At 60.5% G+C, this 19,660-nt stretch carries 19 protein-coding genes; 9 read left to right on the top strand and 10 right to left on the bottom strand.

The genetic code is table 11. From position 1 onward, the window contains the following. Positions 1-432: 432 nt before the first annotated feature. From cyoA to ACW5W4_RS05615, 7 genes are all read left to right on the top strand, one after another. A complete protein-coding gene (cyoA, locus tag ACW5W4_RS05645) occupies positions 433-1,449 on the top strand; it encodes a cytochrome o ubiquinol oxidase subunit II (RefSeq protein ID WP_456688695.1) in 1,017 nt (338 codons plus the stop codon). 3 nt (positions 1,450-1,452) lie between these two features. Next, complete coding sequence (cyoB, locus tag ACW5W4_RS05640) at positions 1,453-3,429, top strand: cytochrome o ubiquinol oxidase subunit I (RefSeq protein WP_456688694.1); 1,977 nt, start codon at positions 1,453-1,455, stop codon at positions 3,427-3,429. 8 nt (positions 3,430-3,437) lie between these two features. Beyond that, positions 3,438-4,052, top strand: coding sequence for a cytochrome o ubiquinol oxidase subunit III (locus ACW5W4_RS05635; RefSeq protein WP_456688693.1), 615 nt, complete (start codon positions 3,438-3,440; stop codon positions 4,050-4,052). After that, positions 4,053-4,385 carry a cytochrome o ubiquinol oxidase subunit IV gene (locus ACW5W4_RS05630; RefSeq protein ID WP_456688692.1) on the top strand — a complete coding sequence of 111 codons (333 nt, stop codon included), beginning with the start codon at positions 4,053-4,055 and terminating at the stop codon, positions 4,383-4,385. Positions 4,386-4,390: 5 nt separating this feature from the next. Further along, positions 4,391-5,287, top strand: a complete 897-nt coding sequence (cyoE, locus tag ACW5W4_RS05625; RefSeq protein ID WP_456688691.1) for a heme o synthase — start codon at positions 4,391-4,393, stop codon at positions 5,285-5,287. Between the two features lie 357 nt (positions 5,288-5,644). After that, the gene (locus tag ACW5W4_RS05620; protein ID WP_456688690.1) at positions 5,645-7,006 is read left to right on the top strand and encodes an MFS transporter; all 1,362 of its coding nucleotides are present in this window, start codon (positions 5,645-5,647) and stop codon (positions 7,004-7,006) included. Between the two features lie 75 nt (positions 7,007-7,081). After that, positions 7,082-7,450 carry a DUF1428 domain-containing protein gene (locus ACW5W4_RS05615; protein WP_456688689.1) on the top strand — a complete coding sequence of 123 codons (369 nt, stop codon included), beginning with the start codon at positions 7,082-7,084 and terminating at the stop codon, positions 7,448-7,450. A 229-nt stretch (positions 7,451-7,679) separates the two neighbouring features. Here ACW5W4_RS05615 and ACW5W4_RS05610 read toward each other — a convergent pair whose 3' ends face one another. The 10 genes from ACW5W4_RS05610 to ACW5W4_RS05565 all read right to left on the bottom strand — a co-directional run bounded on the left by ACW5W4_RS05610 (position 7,680) and on the right by ACW5W4_RS05565 (position 17,629). Next, positions 7,680-7,922, bottom strand: a complete 243-nt coding sequence (locus ACW5W4_RS05610; RefSeq protein WP_456688688.1) for a DUF3297 family protein — start codon at positions 7,920-7,922, stop codon at positions 7,680-7,682. 162 nt (positions 7,923-8,084) lie between these two features. Then, positions 8,085-8,393: a chorismate mutase gene (locus tag ACW5W4_RS05605; protein WP_456688687.1), complete on the bottom strand. Its 309-nt coding sequence runs from the start codon at positions 8,391-8,393 to the stop codon at positions 8,085-8,087. 100 nt (positions 8,394-8,493) lie between these two features. Continuing rightward, a complete protein-coding gene (locus tag ACW5W4_RS05600; protein ID WP_427260610.1) occupies positions 8,494-8,922 on the bottom strand; it encodes an LIC_13387 family protein in 429 nt (142 codons plus the stop codon). A gap of 840 nt (positions 8,923-9,762) precedes the next feature. Continuing rightward, complete coding sequence (locus ACW5W4_RS05595) at positions 9,763-10,236, bottom strand: hypothetical protein (RefSeq protein WP_456688686.1); 474 nt, start codon at positions 10,234-10,236, stop codon at positions 9,763-9,765. 601 nt (positions 10,237-10,837) lie between these two features. Continuing rightward, positions 10,838-11,644 (bottom strand): tryptophan synthase subunit alpha, encoded by an 807-nt coding sequence (gene trpA / locus ACW5W4_RS05590; RefSeq protein ID WP_427261644.1) that lies wholly within the window; start codon positions 11,642-11,644, stop codon positions 10,838-10,840. Beyond that, positions 11,641-12,834 (bottom strand): tryptophan synthase subunit beta, encoded by a 1,194-nt coding sequence (trpB, locus tag ACW5W4_RS05585; protein ID WP_456688685.1) that lies wholly within the window; start codon positions 12,832-12,834, stop codon positions 11,641-11,643. Before trpB ends, trpA begins: the two co-directional genes overlap by 4 nt. 65 nt (positions 12,835-12,899) lie before the next feature. Further along, positions 12,900-14,333 (bottom strand): bifunctional indole-3-glycerol-phosphate synthase TrpC/phosphoribosylanthranilate isomerase TrpF, encoded by a 1,434-nt coding sequence (trpCF, locus tag ACW5W4_RS05580; protein ID WP_456688684.1) that lies wholly within the window; start codon positions 14,331-14,333, stop codon positions 12,900-12,902. Positions 14,334-14,380: 47 nt separating this feature from the next. Then, positions 14,381-15,394, bottom strand: coding sequence for an anthranilate phosphoribosyltransferase (gene trpD, locus ACW5W4_RS05575; RefSeq protein ID WP_456688683.1), 1,014 nt, complete (start codon positions 15,392-15,394; stop codon positions 14,381-14,383). Between the two features lie 14 nt (positions 15,395-15,408). Then, complete coding sequence (locus ACW5W4_RS05570) at positions 15,409-16,008, bottom strand: aminodeoxychorismate/anthranilate synthase component II (protein WP_427261640.1); 600 nt, start codon at positions 16,006-16,008, stop codon at positions 15,409-15,411. Continuing rightward, positions 16,001-17,629: an anthranilate synthase component 1 gene (locus ACW5W4_RS05565; protein ID WP_456688682.1), complete on the bottom strand. Its 1,629-nt coding sequence runs from the start codon at positions 17,627-17,629 to the stop codon at positions 16,001-16,003. Before ACW5W4_RS05565 ends, ACW5W4_RS05570 begins: the two co-directional genes overlap by 8 nt. Positions 17,630-18,039: 410 nt before the next feature. Between ACW5W4_RS05565 and rnm the strand changes: the two genes are divergently transcribed. Together rnm and ACW5W4_RS05555 are read left to right on the top strand one after the other, a co-directional pair. Further along, positions 18,040-18,927, top strand: a complete 888-nt coding sequence (rnm, locus tag ACW5W4_RS05560) for an RNase RNM (protein ID WP_408794387.1) — start codon at positions 18,040-18,042, stop codon at positions 18,925-18,927. Between the two features lie 88 nt (positions 18,928-19,015). Beyond that, complete coding sequence (locus ACW5W4_RS05555) at positions 19,016-19,636, top strand: L-threonylcarbamoyladenylate synthase (protein ID WP_408794390.1); 621 nt, start codon at positions 19,016-19,018, stop codon at positions 19,634-19,636. Positions 19,637-19,660: the final 24 nt, after the last annotated feature.

The raw sequence follows: 19,660 nt of genomic DNA, 5'->3' as shown, positions 1-19,660 counted from the left end.
TGTTGTATTGGGTGAGGGTTTGGTTTATTTGTTTTTTATTAATGTAATAAGGTTGTGAATATATGGCGCCATCGGGATTGAACCAGGTGCCGAGGCGTACAAAATATAATTAATCATGCCAGGAAATACCCGCTGGCTGCGGCCTCGGCCTTATTTCCCGCCCGACGAATTCACGTCATTACCCCTCTTTTTTATCATGTTATGCGTTCAGGAATTGTTCATTTCAGCTGATGAAGGATTTTTGTTGGTTCTGTATGAGGCTGTTAATTAATTGGTATCAGACCGGGATTGATTAGTGTGCAGCCGATGCCCCCTCCCCGAAACCTGACCCTCTGCCCGGATTAATTTTTCATGTTGTTTAGCCGGGTGTCTCTTGCCCAGAATGATGCGTTTTATTTACAGCTTTACGCCTTGCAAGAGAAAGGAAGTAGCATGAGACCTTTTGACTATAAGAGGGGCTTGGGAGCGTTGTTATTAATCGCCGTCACTGGCTTGTTGAGTGGCTGCGATATGGCATTAATGAATCCCAAGGGCCAGATTGGTCTGGAAGAGAAGTCGCTGATATTAACCGCGCTTTATTTAATGTTAATCGTGGTGATCCCGGTCATTATCATGGCCGTGGTATTTGCCCGTAAATATCGAGCCTCCAATACCAGTGCAACCTATGCCCCGGATTGGGCCCACTCCAACAAGATTGAAGTGGTGGTCTGGACAGTACCGGTGATTATCGTCGCCATTCTGGCCGTGATCACCTGGAAGACCTCCCACGAGCTCGATCCCTACCAGCCGCTCACCTCCGACGTCAAACCCATCCAGGTCGATGTGATTTCGCTGGACTGGAAATGGCTGTTTGTCTATCCCGAGCTGGGCATCGCCTCGGTCAATGAATTGGCCTTCCCGGCCCATACCCCGGTCAATTTCCGCATCACCTCGGATTCGGTCATGAACTCCTTCTTCATTCCGCGTCTGGGGGGACAGATCTATGCCATGGCCGGGATGCAGACCAAGCTGCACCTCATCGCCAACGAGGCGGGTCAATATGACGGCATCTCCAGCAGCTACAGCGGCGCCGGCTTCTCCGGCATGAAGTTCAAGGCCATCGCGACCCAGGATCAAGCCGGTTTCGACGCCTGGGTTGCCAAGGTGAGAGCCGCGCCCAAGGTGCTGGCCACCATGGCGGAGTTCGACGCCCTGGCCAAGCCGACCCAATACCATCCGGTGGAGTATTTCTCCGCGGCCGACCCCGTGCTGTTCACCAAGGTGATCAACAAGTTCATGGGTGACATGAACCACGGGAGTCATGCAGGGATGGCGCACGGCGCAACCCCTCGTCAGGAGGGAGCACACCAGGCCATGAACCACGCCGCCATGGCCCATGACAGCCAAGGGGATCATGCAGGGCATATGCCGATGGATGACCACTCCGTGAACGCGGGATCCGAGGAATAACTGATGTTTGGAAAATTAACGCTCGACGCCATCCCATACCATGAGCCGATCATCATGGTGACGGTGGCGGCCATCATTCTGGGCGGGCTGGCGATCGCCGCCCTCATCACCTACTACGGCAAGTGGCAATATCTGTGGCAGGAGTGGTTCACCTCGGTGGATCACAAGCGCCTGGGTATCATGTATCTCATTCTCGGCATGATCATGCTGCTGCGCGGCTTCGCCGATGCGGTCATGATGCGGACCCAGCAGGTGATGGCCTCGGCCGGCGGGGAAGGGGTGCTGCCGCCCCATCACTACGATCAGATCTTCACCGCCCACGGTGTCATCATGATCTTCTTCGTGGCCATGCCCCTGGTGATCGGCCTGATGAACATAGTGGTGCCGCTGCAGATCGGCGCCCGTGACGTGGCCTTCCCCTTCTTGAACAACCTGAGCTTCTGGTTCACCGCCGCCGCCGTGGTGCTGATCAACGTCTCCCTCGCCGTGGGTGAGTTTGCCCAGACCGGCTGGCTGGCCTATCCGCCCCTGTCGGGTCTGGAGTACAGCCCGGGCGTCGGGGTGGATTACTGGATCTGGAGCCTGCAGATCTCGGGGCTGGGCACCCTGCTGACCGGGGTGAACTTCTTCGCCACCATCATCAAGATGCGGGCCCCGGGCATGACCATGATGCGGCTGCCGGTGTTCACCTGGACCGCCCTGTGCGCCAACATCCTGATCATCGCCTCCTTCCCGATCCTGACCGTCACCGTCGCCCTGCTCACCGCAGACCGCTACCTGGGTACCCATTTCTTTACCAATGACATGGGTGGCAACATGATGATGTACATCAACCTGATCTGGGCCTGGGGTCACCCCGAGGTGTATATCCTGGTGCTGCCGGTGTTTGGCATCTTCTCCGAGGTGGTCGCCACCTTCAGCAAGAAGAAGCTGTTTGGCTATACCTCCCTGGTGTGGGCGACCGTGGCCATTACCGTGCTCTCCTTCATCGTCTGGCTGCACCACTTCTTCACCATGGGGTCCGGCGCCAACGTCAATGCCTTCTTCGGCATCACCACCATGATCATCTCGATCCCGACCGGGGTGAAGATCTTCAACTGGCTGTTCACCATGTACCGGGGCCGCATCGCGTTCACCTCGCCCATGCTGTGGACCGTCGGTTTCATCATCACCTTCACCATAGGGGGCATGACAGGGGTGCTGCTGTCGGTGCCGGCGGCGAACTTCGTGCTGCACAACAGCCTGTTCCTCATCGCCCACTTCCACAACGTCATCATCGGCGGCGTGGTCTTTGGCTGCTTCGCCGGCATCACCTACTGGTTCCCCAAGGCGTTCGGCTTCACCCTGGACGAGACCTGGGGCAAGCGCGCCTTCTGGTGCTGGATAGTCGGTTTCTTCGTCGCCTTCATGCCGCTCTACGTGCTGGGCTTCATGGGCATGACCCGTCGCGTCAGCCAGCAGATTGATCCCGCCTTCCACCCCTGGCTGGTGGTCGCGGCGGTCGGTGCCGGCCTCATCGCCCTGGGGGTGCTGTGCCAGCTCATCCAGGTGGTGGTGAGCATTCGCGATCGGGAGAAGAACCGGGATCTGACCGGCGACCCCTGGGGTGGCCGTACCCTGGAGTGGGCCACCTCCTCGCCGCCGCCCTTCTACAACTTCGCCATCGAGCCGACCATCACAGGTCTGGATGCGTTCTGGGAAGCCAAGGCCGACGGCAGCGCTTACAAGAAGCCGGCCCGTTATGCCCCCATCCACATGCCCAAGAACTCGGGGGCCGGCGTCATCATCGCCGCCTTCAGCGTGGTGTTTGGTTTCGCCATGATCTGGCACATCTGGTGGATGGCCCTGGTCGGCTTCGCCGGCATGATAGGGACCTGGATCATTCACAGTTTCAACGATGATGTGGACTACTACGTGCAGGTCGACGAGATCGCGCGCATCGAAGGTCAGCATTTCGACAACATCAGCAAGGTGGCATGAGAACCCATATGGCTACTGATATTCTGCAACACTCCCACCATCAGGGTGCCCACGACGGGCACCATGATGCCGGCGCCACCAAGGTGTTCGGCTTCTGGATCTACCTGATGAGTGACTGCATCCTGTTTGCCTGCCTGTTTGCCACCTACGCTGTGCTGGTGACCGGCACCGCGGGCGGCCCCACCGGCAAGGACATTTTCGAGCTGCCGTTCGTGTTTGCCGAGACCATGCTGCTGCTCTTTAGCAGCATCACCTTCGGCTTTGCCATGCTGGCCATGAACAAGCACAAGGTGGCGTCGGTCAATGGCTGGCTGCTGGTGACCTTCCTGCTGGGCGCCGGCTTCATCGCCATGGAGATCTACGAGTTCCATCACCTGATAGCCGAGGGCTTCGGTCCCCAGCGCAGCGGTTTCCTGTCCGCCTTCTTCACCCTGGTCGGCACCCACGGTATCCACGTGACCAGCGGCCTGGTCTGGATCATCGTCATGATGGTGCTGGTAGCCAAGAAGGGGATCAACGAGCGCAACCGCACCCGCCTGATGTGCCTGAGCCTGTTCTGGCACTTCCTCGACGTGGTCTGGATCTGCGTCTTCACCGTGGTCTACCTGATGGGGGCAATGTAAATGAGCAGTCATACCGTTGACAGTCACGGCGCCAGCCACGGCAGCGCCAAGAGCTATCTGATTGGCTTCGTGCTTTCGGTGATCCTGACCGCCATCCCGTTCTGGCTGGTGATGGAGGGGACCGCCTCCCATGGCGTCATCCTGGGGACCGTGGTCGCCAGTGCCGTGGTGCAGATCTTCGTGCACCTGGTCTATTTCCTGCACATGAACACCTCGTCCGAGGAGCGCTGGAACCTGACCGCCCTGGTGTTTACCGTGCTCATCATCGCCATCGTGGTGGGGGGATCCCTGTGGATCATGTACAACCTCAACATCAACATGATGCCAGGTTGAGCGGCGTGATGATGAAGCAATACCTGCAAGTGACCAAGCCGGGCATCATCTTCGGCAACCTCATCTCGGTGATCGGCGGTTTTCTGCTGGCCGCCAAGGGGAACCTGGATCTGGCCCTCTTCATCCTGACCATGGTGGGGGTCTCCCTGGTGGTGGCCTCCGGTTGCGTGTTCAACAACTACATCGACCGGGACATCGACTGCATCATGGAGCGCACCAAGCACCGCGCCCTGGTGAGGGGGCTCATCGCCCCCGGGGTCTCCCTCTGGTACGCGACGGCCCTGGGTCTGGCCGGGGTGGCGCTGCTCTACTTTGCCGCCAACCCCCTGGCGGCGCTGCTGGCGGTGCTCGGCTTCATCGTGTACGTGGGAGTCTACAGCCTCTACATGAAGCGACACTCGGTCTACGGCACCCTGATAGGCAGCCTCTCCGGCGCCGCGCCGCCGGTCATCGGCTACTGCGCGGTGAGCGGTCAGTTCGACTCTGGGGCCTTGATCCTGCTGGCGATCTTCAGCCTGTGGCAGATGCCGCACTCCTATGCGATCGCCATCTTCCGCTTCAAGGACTACCAGGCGGCGGGCATTCCCGTGCTGCCGGTGGTGAAGGGGATTTCGGTGGCCAAGCACCACATCACCCTCTACATCCTGGCCTTCATGGTGCCGACCCTGATGTTGTTTTTAGGGGGCTACGCCGGTTACAAGTACCTGGTGGTGGCCACCGCGGTCAGCGTCTGGTGGCTGGGGATGGCGCTGTCGGGTTACAAGCAGGCGGTGGATGACTCCCTCTGGGCCCGCAAGTTGTTCATGTTCTCGATTGTCACCATCACCTGTCTGAGCGTGATGATGTCGGTGGATGGGCAGCCGGATGTAGATTCCGCTGTGCTGGTCAGCATGCTGCCCTGATGCAGACTCGTTCTCCATTGTCGTCGTCATCTTCACCTGTCTGAGCGTGATGATGTCGGTGGATGGGCAGCCGGATGTAGATTCCGCTGTGCTGGTCAGCATGCTGCCCTGATGGCCCCGCCTTTCCCGAACCCTGCCTGCCAAGATGGGGGCTGGCTCAGGATTTGGGACTCGGCGACTTCATCTCGCCCCGAAAATGCGTAAAATCCAGAGCCGGGCACAGTCCCGGCTCTGTTGCCATTGGGGCGACCCGGGAAGGCCAGCCGAGGATCTTGTCCGGGAGGGGCTGCTGCTCGCCCTGTCAGCGCCTTTCGCGCCCCATCCCTTTCACCCCTTTTCTATCGCACTGAGGCCGTCATGCATGATTTCAAGATGACCCGGAGCGAGCTGCGCGCCACTTGGGCGCTCGGTTCCCTCTTCTCCCTGCGCATGCTCGGCATGTTCATGGTGCTGCCGGTACTGACCACCTACGGCATGTCTCTGGCCGGCGCCACCGAGACGCTCATCGGTCTTGCCATCGGCATCTATGGCCTGACCCAGGCCCTGTTCCAGATCCCGTTCGGCCTGCTCTCGGATCGCATCGGCCGAAAGCCCCTCATCGTCGGCGGCCTGCTGCTGTTTGCCCTGGGCAGCGGGATTGCGGCCCTGACCCACTCCATCTGGGGGGTGATCCTGGGGCGCGCCCTGCAGGGGAGCGGCGCCATCTCGGCCGCCGTCATGGCGCTCCTGTCGGATCTCACCCGGGAGCAGAACCGCACCAAGGCGATGGCCTTCATCGGGGTGAGCTTTGGCATCACCTTCGCCATCGCCATGGTGACAGGCCCCCTCATCACCCAGGCCATCGGCCTCTCCGGCCTGTTCTGGCTCATCGCCCTGCTGGCGCTCGGGGGCATCGCCGTCCTGCTGTGGTGGGTGCCGGCGCCCGGGGCGCACCTGCTCAATCGCGAATCCGGCATGGTGAAGGGGGGCTTCAAGCGGGTGCTGGGCAACCCCCGTCTGCTCAAGCTCAACGTCGGCATCCTCTGCGTCCACACCCTGCTGATGTCGAGCTTCGTGGCGCTGCCGCCCCTGCTGGAACAAGCGGGTCTGCCCCGGGACCAGCAGTGGCAGGCGTTCCTCTATACCATGCTGATCGCCTTCGTGAGCGTGGTGCCCGTCATCATCTATGCCGAGAAGCGCAGGCGCATGAAACGGGTGTTCCAGCTCTGCGTGCTGGCCATGCTGGGGGCCGAGGTGGTGCTGTGGCAATCCGGCCTGCAGCTGTGGGGCATACTGGCCGGCTTGCAGCTGTTCTTCATCGGCTTCAACCTGATGGAGGCACTGCTGCCGTCCCTCATCAGCAAGGAATCCCCGCCGGGCTACAAGGGCACCGCCATGGGGGTCTACTCCACCAGCCAGTTCCTCGGCGTGGCCATCGGCGGCAGCCTGGGGGGCTTCTTCTATGGCGAGGGAGGGGCGGCCCTGGTGTTTGGCAGCTGCGCCCTGCTGGCGCTGCTCTGGCTCGGGCTCAGCCTCACCATGAAAGAGCCCCCCTATGTCAGCAGCCTGCGTATCCTGCTGCCGGCAGGGGTGGAGGCCAGCGCGGATCTCGAGCAAAAAGTGCGGGCCCGGGAGGGGGTGAGCGATGTGCTGCTGGACGGCGCCGAACGCTCCCTCTACGTCAAGGTGGACTCCCGGCGCATCAAGCGCAGCGATCTGGAGCAGCTGGTGGCCAGCTGACCCCCCGGGGCGGCATGACGGAGCAGTCGACACGGGTTTGCTATGCTGAACTCCTCAACCAAGGAGGAGAGTCTGATGTCATATATGGACGGATTCGTACTCGCCGTGCCCACGGCCAACAAGCAAGCCCTGATCGATCACGCCCGCCAGTTCGACCCCATCTTTCTCGAATATGGCGCCACCCGGGTGCTGGAGTGCTGGGGGGACGACGTGCCCCACGGCAAGCAGACCGACTTCTACCGGGCGGTGGCGGCGAAGGAGGATGAAACCGTGGTCTTCTCCTGGGTGGAGTGGCCGGACAAGGCCACCCGGGATCAGGCCATGGCCAGGATGATGGAAGACCCCAGGATGGATCCGGGCAACCCGGCCAATCAGGTCATGCCCTTCGATGGTGCCCGCATGATCTTCGGCGGCTTCAGCCCTGTGCTCGAACTCAACGGCTGATTGACGCACCCTTGAATAAAAGAGAGGCCCGCCAGATGGTGGGCCTCTCTCTTTTCAGGCGCGGGCTTTGGCGCGATGGATGGGAGCCGGGGAGCCTATGTGCAGAGGGCGGCGCAGCGCCAGGGCGTCTGCCAGACGAGAAACAAAGACACCGGCGCGAGGCCGGTGTCTTGGCATAGGAAGAGCGCTATTCAGGCTCGCGCCACGGAGTCAGGGCGGCCCTGGGCTCTTAGGCGTAAAACGCCTCGACCGTGCCCTTGACGGTGATCAGCATGGGGTTGCCGTAGCGATCCTTGGCCTTGGGGGAGGGGATCTTCACCCAGCCTTCGCTGATGCAGTACTCCTCGACATTGGTGCGCTCCTTGCCGTTCACGCGAATGCCTATCTCGTGCTCGAAGCACTCGGCCATATGGTGCGGGCTGCGCGGGTTGGCCGCCAGACGGTCGGGCAGTGCAGGTTTGTTGTCGCTCATTTTATAGACCTGAGGTTGATAAAAAGTGGGTCATTGTAGGCAATGCCCGCCATGGGCTCAAGGCTGGGTTGCGTCCCGCGTTGACGACTGGATATGCCGTTCGGATTAAGAGGCTGGCGTTAGTCCGTCCCAACAAGTAGAGCGAGAGAGTTGAACCCGTTGTTAAGGTCTCTCGCTATTTGCGTTCAGCAGTGAATGCTCTTTAAGTTCCGCGTCGATGAAGGCAGCAATCATGGCGCGATAAACCCTTTCCACCACCTCCGGATTGGCGCCTTGTTCTTGTGCAAGGGAGATGACTTTGGCGATGACCTGATCTACCCGGTTGGGGGCCTTCACGTCCTCTGTCGTCTTCTTAAAGGATGCGGCTTGTGCGACAAAGGCGCCGCGCCTTGCAAGCAATGCCACCATTTCGCTATCTATCTTGTCGATATGCTCGCGGATTTCATCGAGTGAGCTGCAACTGACTTCCATATGTGAGGCACTCCTGTTTCTGGCTTGAATGATAACGTTTGGTTAAGAGGCGGATTTTCGCCTGTGACCAGTGAACTAAGCGAACGGCTTGAACGACTTGCTATGTATATAACTGTGCCAATGCCCCTGCAACGAAACACAGCAGACCGATCGTTGATCCTATGATGGGAATGCTAAACCAATATTTTTTAGACAATGCGAGATAGAGTGATGCAATGATTGGCGCCGCACTCATGAAAAAGACAGAGCTTTCCAGGAAGGATATATATGACGTTGACAAGTATAAATAAGTGACGGAGAAAAACAGCATGCCGATACCGTGACTGATGTTAAAGCCAACCCATGCGCGCCACATATTTGTTTCTTTTGTGATGGCCAAGGATGACGATTTCATGAGCCCCATCACATCAGATTGGTATGGTATTAATTTCTTGGGGTTGAACGTGTCAGTGATTGTGTAGACAGTATGCAGAATCCCAAGTGCAAGGAATGGTATGCAGCCTGCGATGTATAAGTATTTTGTGATCACGAAAAATTCCTTGTATGGGCATGACGTTTGGTTATGGGGCGGGCTTAGCCAATTCCCGCGAGTAAAAATCCAACACTGAGACCCACCTTTGGTGCGCGGGCTATGCAGCGCCTCGCTCAGAAAGGTGGGTGTCCTGATTTCTCCCAGCCCAGATCAGCCCGAGGGGCTGCCGTTTACCTTCACTGACTATCTGATGCTGGTGGATTGGACCGGTCGGGCTATCAGGACGGATAAACGGGGCCATATTCCGGAAGAGCTAGCTCCCATTCTTCAACGGTTGGGCCTTGATAAGGCTCAGTGGTTAAGGCAAGTGACACTGTTTCGGCGGCGGGGTATCAGGGTGGTGGGTGACAAGACGCGCTGCCTGCGTTACGCAGAACATTGTGGCCAGCGACGATGTCATCAACCTTCATTCTGAGCTGCGGCACACCACTTTGACTCCCCAGCATCGCCTGTGATGCCATGGTTGGCGCTGGCTGAAAAGCCGCTTTTTAAGCCAAAATCTCGAGCTTTTCTCCTTCCTGGCCAAAAGCCCTCAATCATGGTGCTATCACGGCAACCACAGCCAGTCACACCAAGGCCTGCTCAAAATGGTGGATGTCCCAATAATTATTCATAATTATTGGCGGTAAAGGAACGGTGCTATTTCAAAACTACATTGTTGCAACAAATCACCAACTACCAAAACTTCAGACCGCACAAACTGAAAAGATTAAAAATATACATGTGTAACGTTGCGGTCACCTGCGAATTGTAAGTAGCGCGTGCGATAAACTTTGCGTAGCAATATTGCATAAGCGCTACTTACAATTCGTCTGGTGCAATGCCTTGTTAGAAATTTTACTCATTATTTAGTGCGCTTTTTTTGAAGTTTGGGCCTTTTGCTACAATTAATACGCGCCAAAACTCAAAGACTATATAAAATATAACTAAACCAAGAAGCCACAATACTGCTGTGCTAGCAGATATTTCGAATGCATATACAATAAAACAAACCGTATACATGATTGTGGTATTACTTATTCCGTGCGTAACAAACCAGTCTGTGTATGTGCCTAGATGTCCTTTTTTGTGATACCCTATATGTGTTAAAACAATGTCAGATATCCATGTAACTATAAATAACGCAAGAAAACTTGGGCTTGTTACAGATATAGAAAGAACGATTAGTTTTGTCGTGTCCAACGCTAGAAATAAATCAGGATTAAGGCGATAGATAAGTAAAAATGCAGGCGCAATAAAAGACACAAAGAAAATGGCCAAGATTACAGCCGAATTTGCGTTCAACCCTTTTATTTCTTCAATGATACTCATATATTCCTATTTATTTCTAACAGTGATTAGATAGAAGGCGGCACTAATCCGATAGCAGAGCCTTCCATATAACTCCGCTCTGCCCTGATAGTTGCCACGAAAAAATAAAATTAAATCAAAATATTACCAGTCTGACTCGGATACCTGAGCGTATTCGCTTGGCTTCTTCGTCGGTGATTGCAAGCGTCGGCAAGGCTACCGCCCCTGAGTTCCAGCCCCCAGTTCGCTGCTTTTCACCCGCGAGATAACAACAATCGCTGCCATGACGCTCTCCCCAGAGGTTGATTGTCGTTTGGCTATCATAAGGGGCCTGTTCGAGGCATGGGAAGAGGTAGTTGATAAAAATCTGAGCCGGTTCAATCAGTTAGTGAGCACTCGCTGTTTTAAGTCGCCCTTGGTTCAGTAGAGAAGGTAGATATTCCTCTCACCCCAACCCTTTCCCAAGGGGATAGAGGGAAAAGACACAGGGAGCTGCAAGCGGCAACAAGCAGGAAATAGAAAAGGGAGCCGGTCAGGCTCCCTTTGATGCAGTGATGCCGCTATGCGTAAGGCGGATACGCAGGTTGACTACTCACGGCCAACGGCCTGTCATGCCAGCCCCTTATCGGTTGGTCGCCGCCTTCATCCCTTGCACAAACTCCTTCAGGCGAATAAGCATGCGGTCGGGATCCTGCTGATGGGTCTCGATGATCTTGACCACGGCGGAGCCGGAGATGGCGCCGGCGGCGCCCGCCTTGATGGCCTCCTTCACCTGCTGGGGATCGCTGATGCCAAAGCCGAGCAGGGCGGGGGGGGCCTTGAACTCGTTGAGGGTGTTGATCAATCCCTCCACCGGCATGCCCGCCTTGGTCTCGGCGCCTGTGACGCCGGCGCGGCTCACCAGGTAGGTGTAACCAGAGCCCAGCTCGGCCACGGCTTTCAGGGTCTCGCTGTCGCCGTTCGGCGGGGCGATGAAGATGCTGTCGATGCCGAACTTGTCGGCGGCCGCCTTGTAGGGGGCACACATCTGCACCGGCACGTCCGCCACCAGCACCGAGTCCACCCCGGCCTGCTGGCATTTTTCATAAAAGCCATCGATGTGGCGCACATAGACCAGGTTGGCGTAGACCAAGAGGCCAATGGGCATCTGGGGGTACTTGGCCCGAATGCGGGTCAGCAGCTGGAAGCAGCCATCCGGGGTGGTGCCGCTGGCAAAGGCCCGCAGCGCCGCCCCCTGGATGGTGGGGCCGTCCGCCACCGGATCGGAGAAGGGAATGCCGAGTTCGAGGGCGTCGGCGCCTCCCTCGACCAGGGCATCGACGATGGCGAGCGACAACTCGGGAGTGGGGTCACCCAGCATGACGAAGGGGACGAAGGCGCCCTGCTTGGCGTGTTCCAGACGGGAAAACAGTTGTGCGTAGCGATTCATGACAAGGTTCCTTCTTTCTCAAATATGTCGGCAACGGTGAAGATGTCCTTGTCGCCACGGCCGGAGAGGTTGACGATCAGCACCTGCTCCTTTTCCGGCTCGCTGCGGGCCATCTTGAGGGCGTGAGCCAGGGCGTGGGAGGATTCCAGCGCCGGTATGATCCCCTCGCTTCTGGCCAGCTCCTGGAACGCGTCCAGGGCCTCCTTGTCGGTGATGGAGACATACTCGGCGCGGCCGGTGGCGGCCAGATGGGCGTGCTGGGGGCCGACGGAGGGGAAGTCCAGCCCCGCGGAGACGGAGTAGGACTCCTGAATTTGTCCCTGCTTGTCCTGCATCAGGTAGGAGTGCATGCCAAAGAAGACTCCCTTGCTGCCGTGACCCAGCGGCGCACCGTGCTCGCCGGACTCGATGCCGTGGCCACCGGGCTCGACCCCGATGAGGCGCACTTCCTTGTTGTCAATGAAGTCGGCAAACATGCCGATGGCGTTCGAGCCGCCGCCGACGCAGGCGATCACGGCGTCCGGCAGGCGCTCTTCCTTCTCGAAGCACTGCACCTTGGCCTCTTCCCCGATCATCTTCTGGAACTCCCGCACTATGGTGGGGAAGGGGTGGGGGCCGGCGGCGGTGCCGAGCAGGTAGTGGGCGCTCTCATAGTTGGCGGCCCAGTCGCGCATCGCCTCGTTACAGGCATCTTTCAGGGTGCTGGAGCCGGAATGCACCGGTATCACCTCGGCGCCCATTAGCTTCATTCGAAACACGTTGGGCTTCTGGCGATCGCAATCCTTGGCCCCCATGTAGACCCGGCACTTGAGGCCGAGCAGGGCGCAGGCCAGCGCCGTGGCCACACCGTGCTGACCGGCGCCTGTCTCGGCGATGATCTCGTTCTTGCCCATGCGCTTGGCGAGCAGCGCCTGGCCCAGCACCTGGTTGGTCTTGTGGGCGCCGCCGTGCAGCAGATCTTCGCGCTTGAGGTAGAGGCGGGTCTTGGTGCCGCGGGTCAGATTGCGGGTCAGGGTGAGGGGGGTGGGGCGGCCCGCATACTCGGTCAGCAGGGTCTGGAACTCCTCGATGAAGGCGGCATCCTCCCTGGCATCGACGAAGGCTTTCTCCAGCTGGAGCAGGGCGGGCATCAGGATCTGGGGCACATACATGCCGCCAAATTCACCAAAAAACGGGTTGAGCAGGGTCATGGTTTATTCCTTGTATTTATAAGCGAAAGCGATTCATCAATTTGGTACATGTTCAGAGGGCACTCTCACAGTTGGCGCAGGGCGGCAAAGGAGGCCTCAAGTTTGCTGGCATCTTTCCGGCCCGGGGCACTCTCCACCCCTGAATTGAAATCAAGGCCGAGGCAACCCACCTGGGCGGCCTGCAGGGCGTTGTCGGGGTTGAGGCCCCCCGCCAGCATCAGGCGGGACTTGTCGAGCCCGGCCAGCAGGGTCCAGTCGAACGCCTCGCCGGTGCCGCCGCTCTGGCTGCCCACTTTCGTATCCAGCAGCAGGCGATCCGCCGGGTAATCCAGGTTGGGCAGGGGCTCGCCGCTTTCCTTGCCAAGAGAGACGCCAATGGCTTTCCAGATCTGGCAGCCCGCCGGCAGCAGGGGGCGCAGGCTTTCGATATAGGCGGCGTCCTCCTCCCCGTGCAGCTGCACCGCAGCGAGTCCCAAGGCTTCCACCGTCTTGGCGATGGTGGCGGGCTGGGCGTTGCGAAACACCCCCACATAGCTGAGTGGCGCCCCGGCCATCAGGGCGCGAGCGGCGGGGATATCCACATAGCGCGGGCTCTTGGCCACAAAAATAAGGCCGCCGTACACGGCGCCCGCCTGATGGGCGGTGGCGGCATCCTCGGCCCGGGTGAGGCCGCACACCTTGTTCTGGCCCAGGACCAGCTTGCGCACCGCCGCCTCCAGATCCGGCTCGCCCATGAGTGACGAGCCCACCAGAAAGCCCTTGGCATACTGGCGCAGGGCCGCCACCTGAGCGCGGTGCTTGATGCCGGATTCGCTGATCACCACCCGATCGCTCGGAATGTCGGCCGCCAGCTGCTGGGTGCGGGCGAGATCCACGCTCAAATCCCGCAGATCCCGGTTGTTGATGCCAATCACCGGGGCGCCGAGCGCAATGGCGCGATCCCGCTCCTCTTCGTTGCTCACCTCGGTCAGCACCCCGAGGCCCAGCTCCCTGGCGACCGCAAACAGGGCGCGATAGCCCTCGTCGGTGAGCACGGAGAGCATCAGCAAGATGGCGTCCGCCTGATAGTGGCGGGCCAGATAGACCTGATAGGGGTCAATCATGAAGTCCTTGCACAGCACCGGCTGCCGGACGCGGCCGCGTACCCGGGGCAGGAAGGTGAAATCCCCCTGGAAGAACTTCTCGTCCGTCAGCACAGAGATGGCGGTGGCGTAGCGGCCATAGACATCGGCGATGGCCTCAGGGCTGAAGTCGTCGCGGATCAGACCCTTGGAGGGGGAGGCCTTCTTGCATTCGAGAATGAAGCGGGTAGAGCCTGAGCGAAGCGCCCCCTCGAAGTCCCGATCGCTTGGGGTGAGCGCGCCCTGGAAGCTCGCCAGGGGCTGGGCCAGCTTGCGGGCCGCCACCCATGCCTGCTTGGCGGCCACGATCTTGCCGAGAATGGTCTGGCTGATGGAGGCCATGTTCAGAAAGGGGTGAGGGGCAATGAGCTCTGACATCTCGTTATCCTTGCGAAGCTGGGTACTGTCTTGTGTGGTGGTGGACATCATGCCTCCTGATGGCTCAGGGTGGCGAGATCCCGGGCGAGGCGGGCCGTCTCGCCGCTGGCCAACACCGCCAGCACCTGGGCGGCCGCCTGCTTGAAGTCCGGGGCCTTGCCCGCCATCACCAGCAGCGGCGCCACGTTGGCGGCGATGGCGGCGTTGTGGGCGGGGGTGCCACGCCCCTCCAGGATGGCGGCGGTGATGGCGCAATTCTCTTCCGGCTCACCGCCTTGGATGGCGCTGACCGGGTAGGTCTCGAGGCCAAAGTCAGCCGGGGTGAGCAGGTACTCGCGAATTTCGCCGTCGCGGATCTCGGCCACCTGGGTCGGGCCGTGGATGGCTATCTCGTCCAGGCCCGCGCCGTGTACCACCATACCGGTTTTCAGACCCAGCGCCAGCAGGGTTTCGGCGATGGGGTGCACCAGCTCGGGGGCATAGACCCCCATCAGCTGATAGCTGGGACGGGCGGGGTTGATAAGCGGCCCCAGCACGTTGAACAGGGTGCGGGTCTTGAGGGCCTGGCGCACCGGCATGGCGTGGCGCACCCCGGCGTGATACTGGGGGGCGAACAGGAAGCAGATGCCGAGCTCGTCCAGACAGCGGCGGGCCTGGGCCGGGCTCATGTCGAGCTTGATCCCCATCTTGTCCAGCAGATCGCTCGATCCCGACTTGCTGGAGACCGAGCGGTTGCCGTGCTTGGCCACTTTCAGGCCGCAGGCGGCGGCCACCAGGGCCGAGGTGGTGGAGACATTGATGGTGTTGAGGCCATCGCCACCGGTGCCGACGATGTCGCAGAAGGCATAGTCCGGGCGCGGGAAGGGGCGAGCCTCGGCCAGCAGCGCCTCGGCGGCGCCGGCTATCTCCTCCGGGGTCTCCCCCTTGAGCTTGAGGGCGGTGAGCAGGCTGGATAGCACTATGGGATCCACTTCGCCGCGCACCACCTGGCCGAAGGCGTCGCGGGCGGCGTCGCGGGTGAGAGACTGCCCCTGATAGAGGGTGTTGAGATGATGATGCATGAGGTCTCCTTACCTTAACGCACGCTGCTTTCGGGACGAGTGATATGGGCGAGGGCCTGGGTCAGCAGGCGGGCCCCTTCGCTGGTCATGATGGATTCCGGGTGGAACTGGAAGCCCAGCACCCTATCGTCCCCTTGCTCGATGGCCATGGGCATGCCCTGATAGTGGGCAATCACCGTCAGTTCCTGTGGCACATAGGTGGCCACCAGGGAGTGGTAGCGGGCCACCGGCAAGGGGCTTGGCAGCCCCGCGAAGGCGCCGTGGCCGTTGTGCTCGATGAGGGAGCGTTTGCCGTGGACTATCTCACCCGCCGCGCCGACGGTGCCGCCGTAGGCTTCGCACAGGGCCTGATGACCGAGGCAGATGCCGAGGATGGGCACCCGACCCCGGGCCAGCTTGATGAGCTCAATCAGGCAACCGGCCTCGTGCGGGGCGCCGGGCCCGGGGGAGAGCACCAGCACGGCATCGCCGCCGCAGGACTCGATTTGCGCCATGATGCGGCTCGCCGGCAGGCTGTTGCGATAGATGCGCACCGGGTAGCCGAGGGAGCGGAACTGATCCACCAGGTTGTAAGTGAAAGAGTCGAAGTTATCGAGCAGGAAAATATTAGTCATGGCTCACGTCCTTATGTTGCTCCTGCTGGGCGCTGAGGGCTTGCAGGGAGGTGCCATGGCTGGCGGCGATGGCGGCCAGCACGGCCGCCGCCTTGGCCCGGGTCTCGTCCGCCTCGGCCTGGGGTTTGGAGTCATAGACCACGCCGGCGCCGGCCTGAACATGGGCGATGCCGTTTTTCACGAAGGCCGAGCGGATGACGATGCAGGTGTCCATCTCGCCGGCGCCGTTGAGATAGCCCACGGCGCCGCCGTAGCTGCCTCGTCTGCGCCCTTCCACCTCGCGAATGAGCTCGCTGGCCCGCAGCTTGGGGGCGCCGGTCAGGGTGCCCATGTTCATGCAGGCCTGATAGGCGTGCAGGGCGTCAAGGTCGGCGCGCAGGCGGCCCACCACCCGGGAGACCAGGTGCATCACGTGGCTGTAGCGATCCACCTTCAGCAAGTCTTTGACATAGCGGGTGCCAGGCTCGGAGATGCGGGCGATGTCGTTGCGACCCAGATCCACCAGCATCAGGTGTTCGGCCACCTCCTTCTCGTCCTGGCGCAGTTCCAGCTCGATGCGACCGTCCAGATCCAGGTTGATGCTGCCATCGGGGTTGAGGCCACGGCGGCGGGTGCCGGCGATGGGGTACATCTCCACCTCCCGGCTGCGGGCGCAGAACTTGACCGCGCTCTCGGGGGAGGCGCCAAACAGGGTGAAGCCCTCATCCTGCACATAGAACATGTAGGGGCTGGGGTTGGTCTGCTTGAGGCGGCGATAGGCGGCGAGGGGGCTCGGGCAGGGCAGGGAGAAGCTGCGGGACGGCACCACCTGGAAGATGTCGCCCCGGCGGATGAAGCCCTTGAGTTTTTCGACCTCGGCGCAGAACTGCTTGTCGCCCTTGTCCACGCTCATGCCGGCATCGAGGACGGGGGCGGCCTGAGTCGGGGCGGGCGCCTGTTGGCAGGCCTGCTTGAGGGCTGCCAGCCGGTGGGTCAGCTTGGCGTAGTGATCGTCGGTGTCGGCGAGGCCCCCGAACAGGCAGGCACACAGCCGGGTGCTCTGGTGGATGTGATCTATGGTGATCAGGGTTTCGGCCACGTAGAAGCAGTAGTCGGGACAGTCGTTGCTCCCTTCCGGCACCTCGGGCAGGTCTTCAAAGGAGGCGATGAGGTCATAGGCGAAGGTGCCGGCCATGAACAGGGCCTGCTTGCCCTGCTGGCATTGCAGATCCCGCTGCAGGGTGCGCAGCACGTCCAGCACGCCGCAGCCCTTGAGGCGGCTGTCTTCGTCAAGCTCCCGATCGGATGGCGGGAAGTCGAGCTGCAACTCGCCCGCCACCCGGGTCTGGGTGATGACGGCGCTCAGACGCTGCTCGAGCAGGCGCAGCAAGGGCACGCCGTTGTCGGTGAGGGGACGCACCCGCACGGTGCGACCGCGGCACTCGATGCGCAGGCAGGCATCCACCAGCAGCAGGCTCTGGGTGCCCGCCTTGGAGTCGATCTCCACGGACTCGAGCAACAGGGTGTTGGCTCTGTCCTGGCAGAGCCGGGTGAACAGGGCCAGGGGATCGGCCACATAGGGGGCGTTGAGCGTGATCGCATCAAATTCGCCAAGGGATAAGGGGGTGGTGCTGCCTGTCATGATGCTGTCCCTTGCATGTGATGGAAATTACCGATGTTCATGATGTTGGATCTCTTGAATATGAATGGGTGTTGGCCGGGTCGATGGGGTTGCCATCGCCATGTCTGCGCCCTTATCTGAATTCTCGGTTTCATCACGGGTCCATTTGCCGGATAATAAAAAAGCCCGCTGGGGTCAGCGGGCTTTTTCTTTGGGTTCTTAATTTGCTGTCAGATTACAGGTACAGCAACGACCACACGCCCGCATGTCAGGGAGTGTGCCACCACCAGATGGTCAGGATGGAAGTCGTTTGCATGATTGAGTCCTGTAAAAAGCTGTTTGCAATGAAGTGCCTACAGAAAACGATAAAGCGGCTGCCAAGTCAAGTCGCTTTTTGCCAATTCGCCCTGAACCATGCGAGCGAGATACCGATGCGATTCGATCTGCACTGCCATACCACCGCCTCGGACGGTGTGCTGACACCCGGGGAACTGGTGCGCCGCGCCGCCGAGAAAGGGGTGGAGGTGTTGGCGGTCACTGACCACGACACCCTGGATGGGCTTGATGAGGTGCGTGCCACCATCCACGCCGAGCAGTTGCCGCTGCGCCTGGTGAGCGGGGTCGAGATCTCCACCGGCTGGGAGCACCACGAGATCCACATAGTGGCCCTGGGGGTGGATGAAAAAAATCCGCAGCTGGTGGCTTTTTTGGCCGGTCAGCGGGCCCGCCGCGAGGCCCGCGCCCTGGAAATAGGGCGCCGTCTGGAGAAGTGCCAGATCCCGGGCACCTATGAAGAGGCCAAGGCCCTGGCCGGCGATGCCGCCGTGACCCGGGCCCATTTCGCCCGGGTGCTGGTGGCCCGCGGGGTGGCCGACAATATGCAGAAGGTATTCAAGAAGTACCTGAGCCGTGGCAACAAGGGGTATGCTCCGGCCGAGTGGCCCGAGATGGGGGAGGCCATCACCGCCATTCACGCCGCCGGCGGGCTGGCGGTGCTGGCCCATCCCAGCCGTTATGACCTCACCGCCAAGTGGATCAAGCGGCTGCTGGTGGCCTTCAAGGCCGCCGGTGGCGACGCCATGGAGGTCTCGCTGCCCCAGCAGAGCCCCCAGGAGCGGGCCAACCTGGGTCAGTGGGCCAGGGAGCACGATCTCTATATTTCGGTGGGATCGGATTTTCACTTCCCGTCTAGCTGGACCGAGCTGGGCCGCCACCTCTGGCTGCCCAAGGAGGGGATGCCGCTCTGGCTGGCCCATCCCGCCCATTTTGGTCTGAGCGGCGAGGAGCATCAGGCCCTGCTTGCCAGCCGTGCAGGCTGATGCGGCGTCCACACAGGTCCCCGTGCCTGTAGTAAAGTGGCTATTGTTTTGATGGCAGGATGAGCCTGCCCTATTCCGGGAGGAATATATGAGTCAGCATTTCTACGTACACCCAGACAATCCCCAGGCCCGTCTCATCACGCAGGCGGTGCAGATCATTCAAAACGGTGGCGTCATCGTCTATCCCACCGACTCCGGCTATGCCCTGGGTTGCCAGATGGGCGACAAGGGCGCCCTGGAGCGCATCTGCCGCATCCGTCGCATCGATCCGAACCATGACTTCACCCTGGTGTGCCGGGATCTCTCCGAGATCTCCACCTATGCCAAGGTCGACAACACGGCATTTCGCCTGCTCAAGAGCAATACCCCCGGGGCCTACACCTTCATCTTCAAGGCGACCAAGGAGGTGCCCCGTCGCCTGATGAACGAGAAGAAGAAGACCATCGGCATCCGGGTGCCGGACAACAAGATTGCCCTGGCCCTGCTCGAAGCCCTGGGGGAGCCGCTGCTCTCCACCACCCTGATCCTGCCGGGCTCAGAGATGGCGGAATTCGACCCCGAGGAGATCGCCGACAAGCTGGGCAAGCAGCTGGATCTGGTGCTCAACGGCGGTTATCTCGGCGAGCAGCCGACCACGGTAGTGGATTTCTCCGATGACGAGCCCGTGGTGCGTCGCCGCGGCGCCGGGGATCCGACGCCGTTTGAGTGAGGTCGGTACGCCATCCCACGAGAG

This window comes from Aeromonas crassostreae (assembly GCF_054052445.1).
Note: the sequence above shows the minus strand (reverse complement) of the source record. Positions and strands in the feature narration are given on the sequence as shown.

Coding starts and splice junctions, on each gene's coding strand:
- trpCF (WP_456688684.1), bottom strand. CDS start 14,333: ATGTCAGAGCTCATTGCCCCTCACCCCTTTCTGAACATGGCCTCCATC.
- ACW5W4_RS05630 (WP_456688692.1), top strand. CDS start 4,053: ATGAGCAGTCATACCGTTGACAGTCACGGCGCCAGCCACGGCAGCGCC.
- ACW5W4_RS05565 (WP_456688682.1), bottom strand. CDS start 17,629: ATGACAGGCAGCACCACCCCCTTATCCCTTGGCGAATTTGATGCGATC.
- ACW5W4_RS05555 (WP_408794390.1), top strand. CDS start 19,016: ATGAGTCAGCATTTCTACGTACACCCAGACAATCCCCAGGCCCGTCTC.
- rnm (WP_408794387.1), top strand. CDS start 18,040: ATGCGATTCGATCTGCACTGCCATACCACCGCCTCGGACGGTGTGCTG.
- ACW5W4_RS05620 (WP_456688690.1), top strand. CDS start 5,645: ATGCATGATTTCAAGATGACCCGGAGCGAGCTGCGCGCCACTTGGGCG.
- ACW5W4_RS05605 (WP_456688687.1), bottom strand. CDS start 8,393: ATGGAAGTCAGTTGCAGCTCACTCGATGAAATCCGCGAGCATATCGAC.
- ACW5W4_RS05570 (WP_427261640.1), bottom strand. CDS start 16,008: ATGACTAATATTTTCCTGCTCGATAACTTCGACTCTTTCACTTACAAC.
- trpD (WP_456688683.1), bottom strand. CDS start 15,394: ATGCATCATCATCTCAACACCCTCTATCAGGGGCAGTCTCTCACCCGC.
- ACW5W4_RS05635 (WP_456688693.1), top strand. CDS start 3,438: ATGGCTACTGATATTCTGCAACACTCCCACCATCAGGGTGCCCACGAC.
- ACW5W4_RS05615 (WP_456688689.1), top strand. CDS start 7,082: ATGTCATATATGGACGGATTCGTACTCGCCGTGCCCACGGCCAACAAG.
- cyoB (WP_456688694.1), top strand. CDS start 1,453: ATGTTTGGAAAATTAACGCTCGACGCCATCCCATACCATGAGCCGATC.
- trpB (WP_456688685.1), bottom strand. CDS start 12,834: ATGACCCTGCTCAACCCGTTTTTTGGTGAATTTGGCGGCATGTATGTG.
- ACW5W4_RS05610 (WP_456688688.1), bottom strand. CDS start 7,922: ATGAGCGACAACAAACCTGCACTGCCCGACCGTCTGGCGGCCAACCCG.
- cyoA (WP_456688695.1), top strand. CDS start 433: ATGAGACCTTTTGACTATAAGAGGGGCTTGGGAGCGTTGTTATTAATC.
- ACW5W4_RS05595 (WP_456688686.1), bottom strand. CDS start 10,236: ATGAGTATCATTGAAGAAATAAAAGGGTTGAACGCAAATTCGGCTGTA.
- trpA (WP_427261644.1), bottom strand. CDS start 11,644: ATGAATCGCTACGCACAACTGTTTTCCCGTCTGGAACACGCCAAGCAG.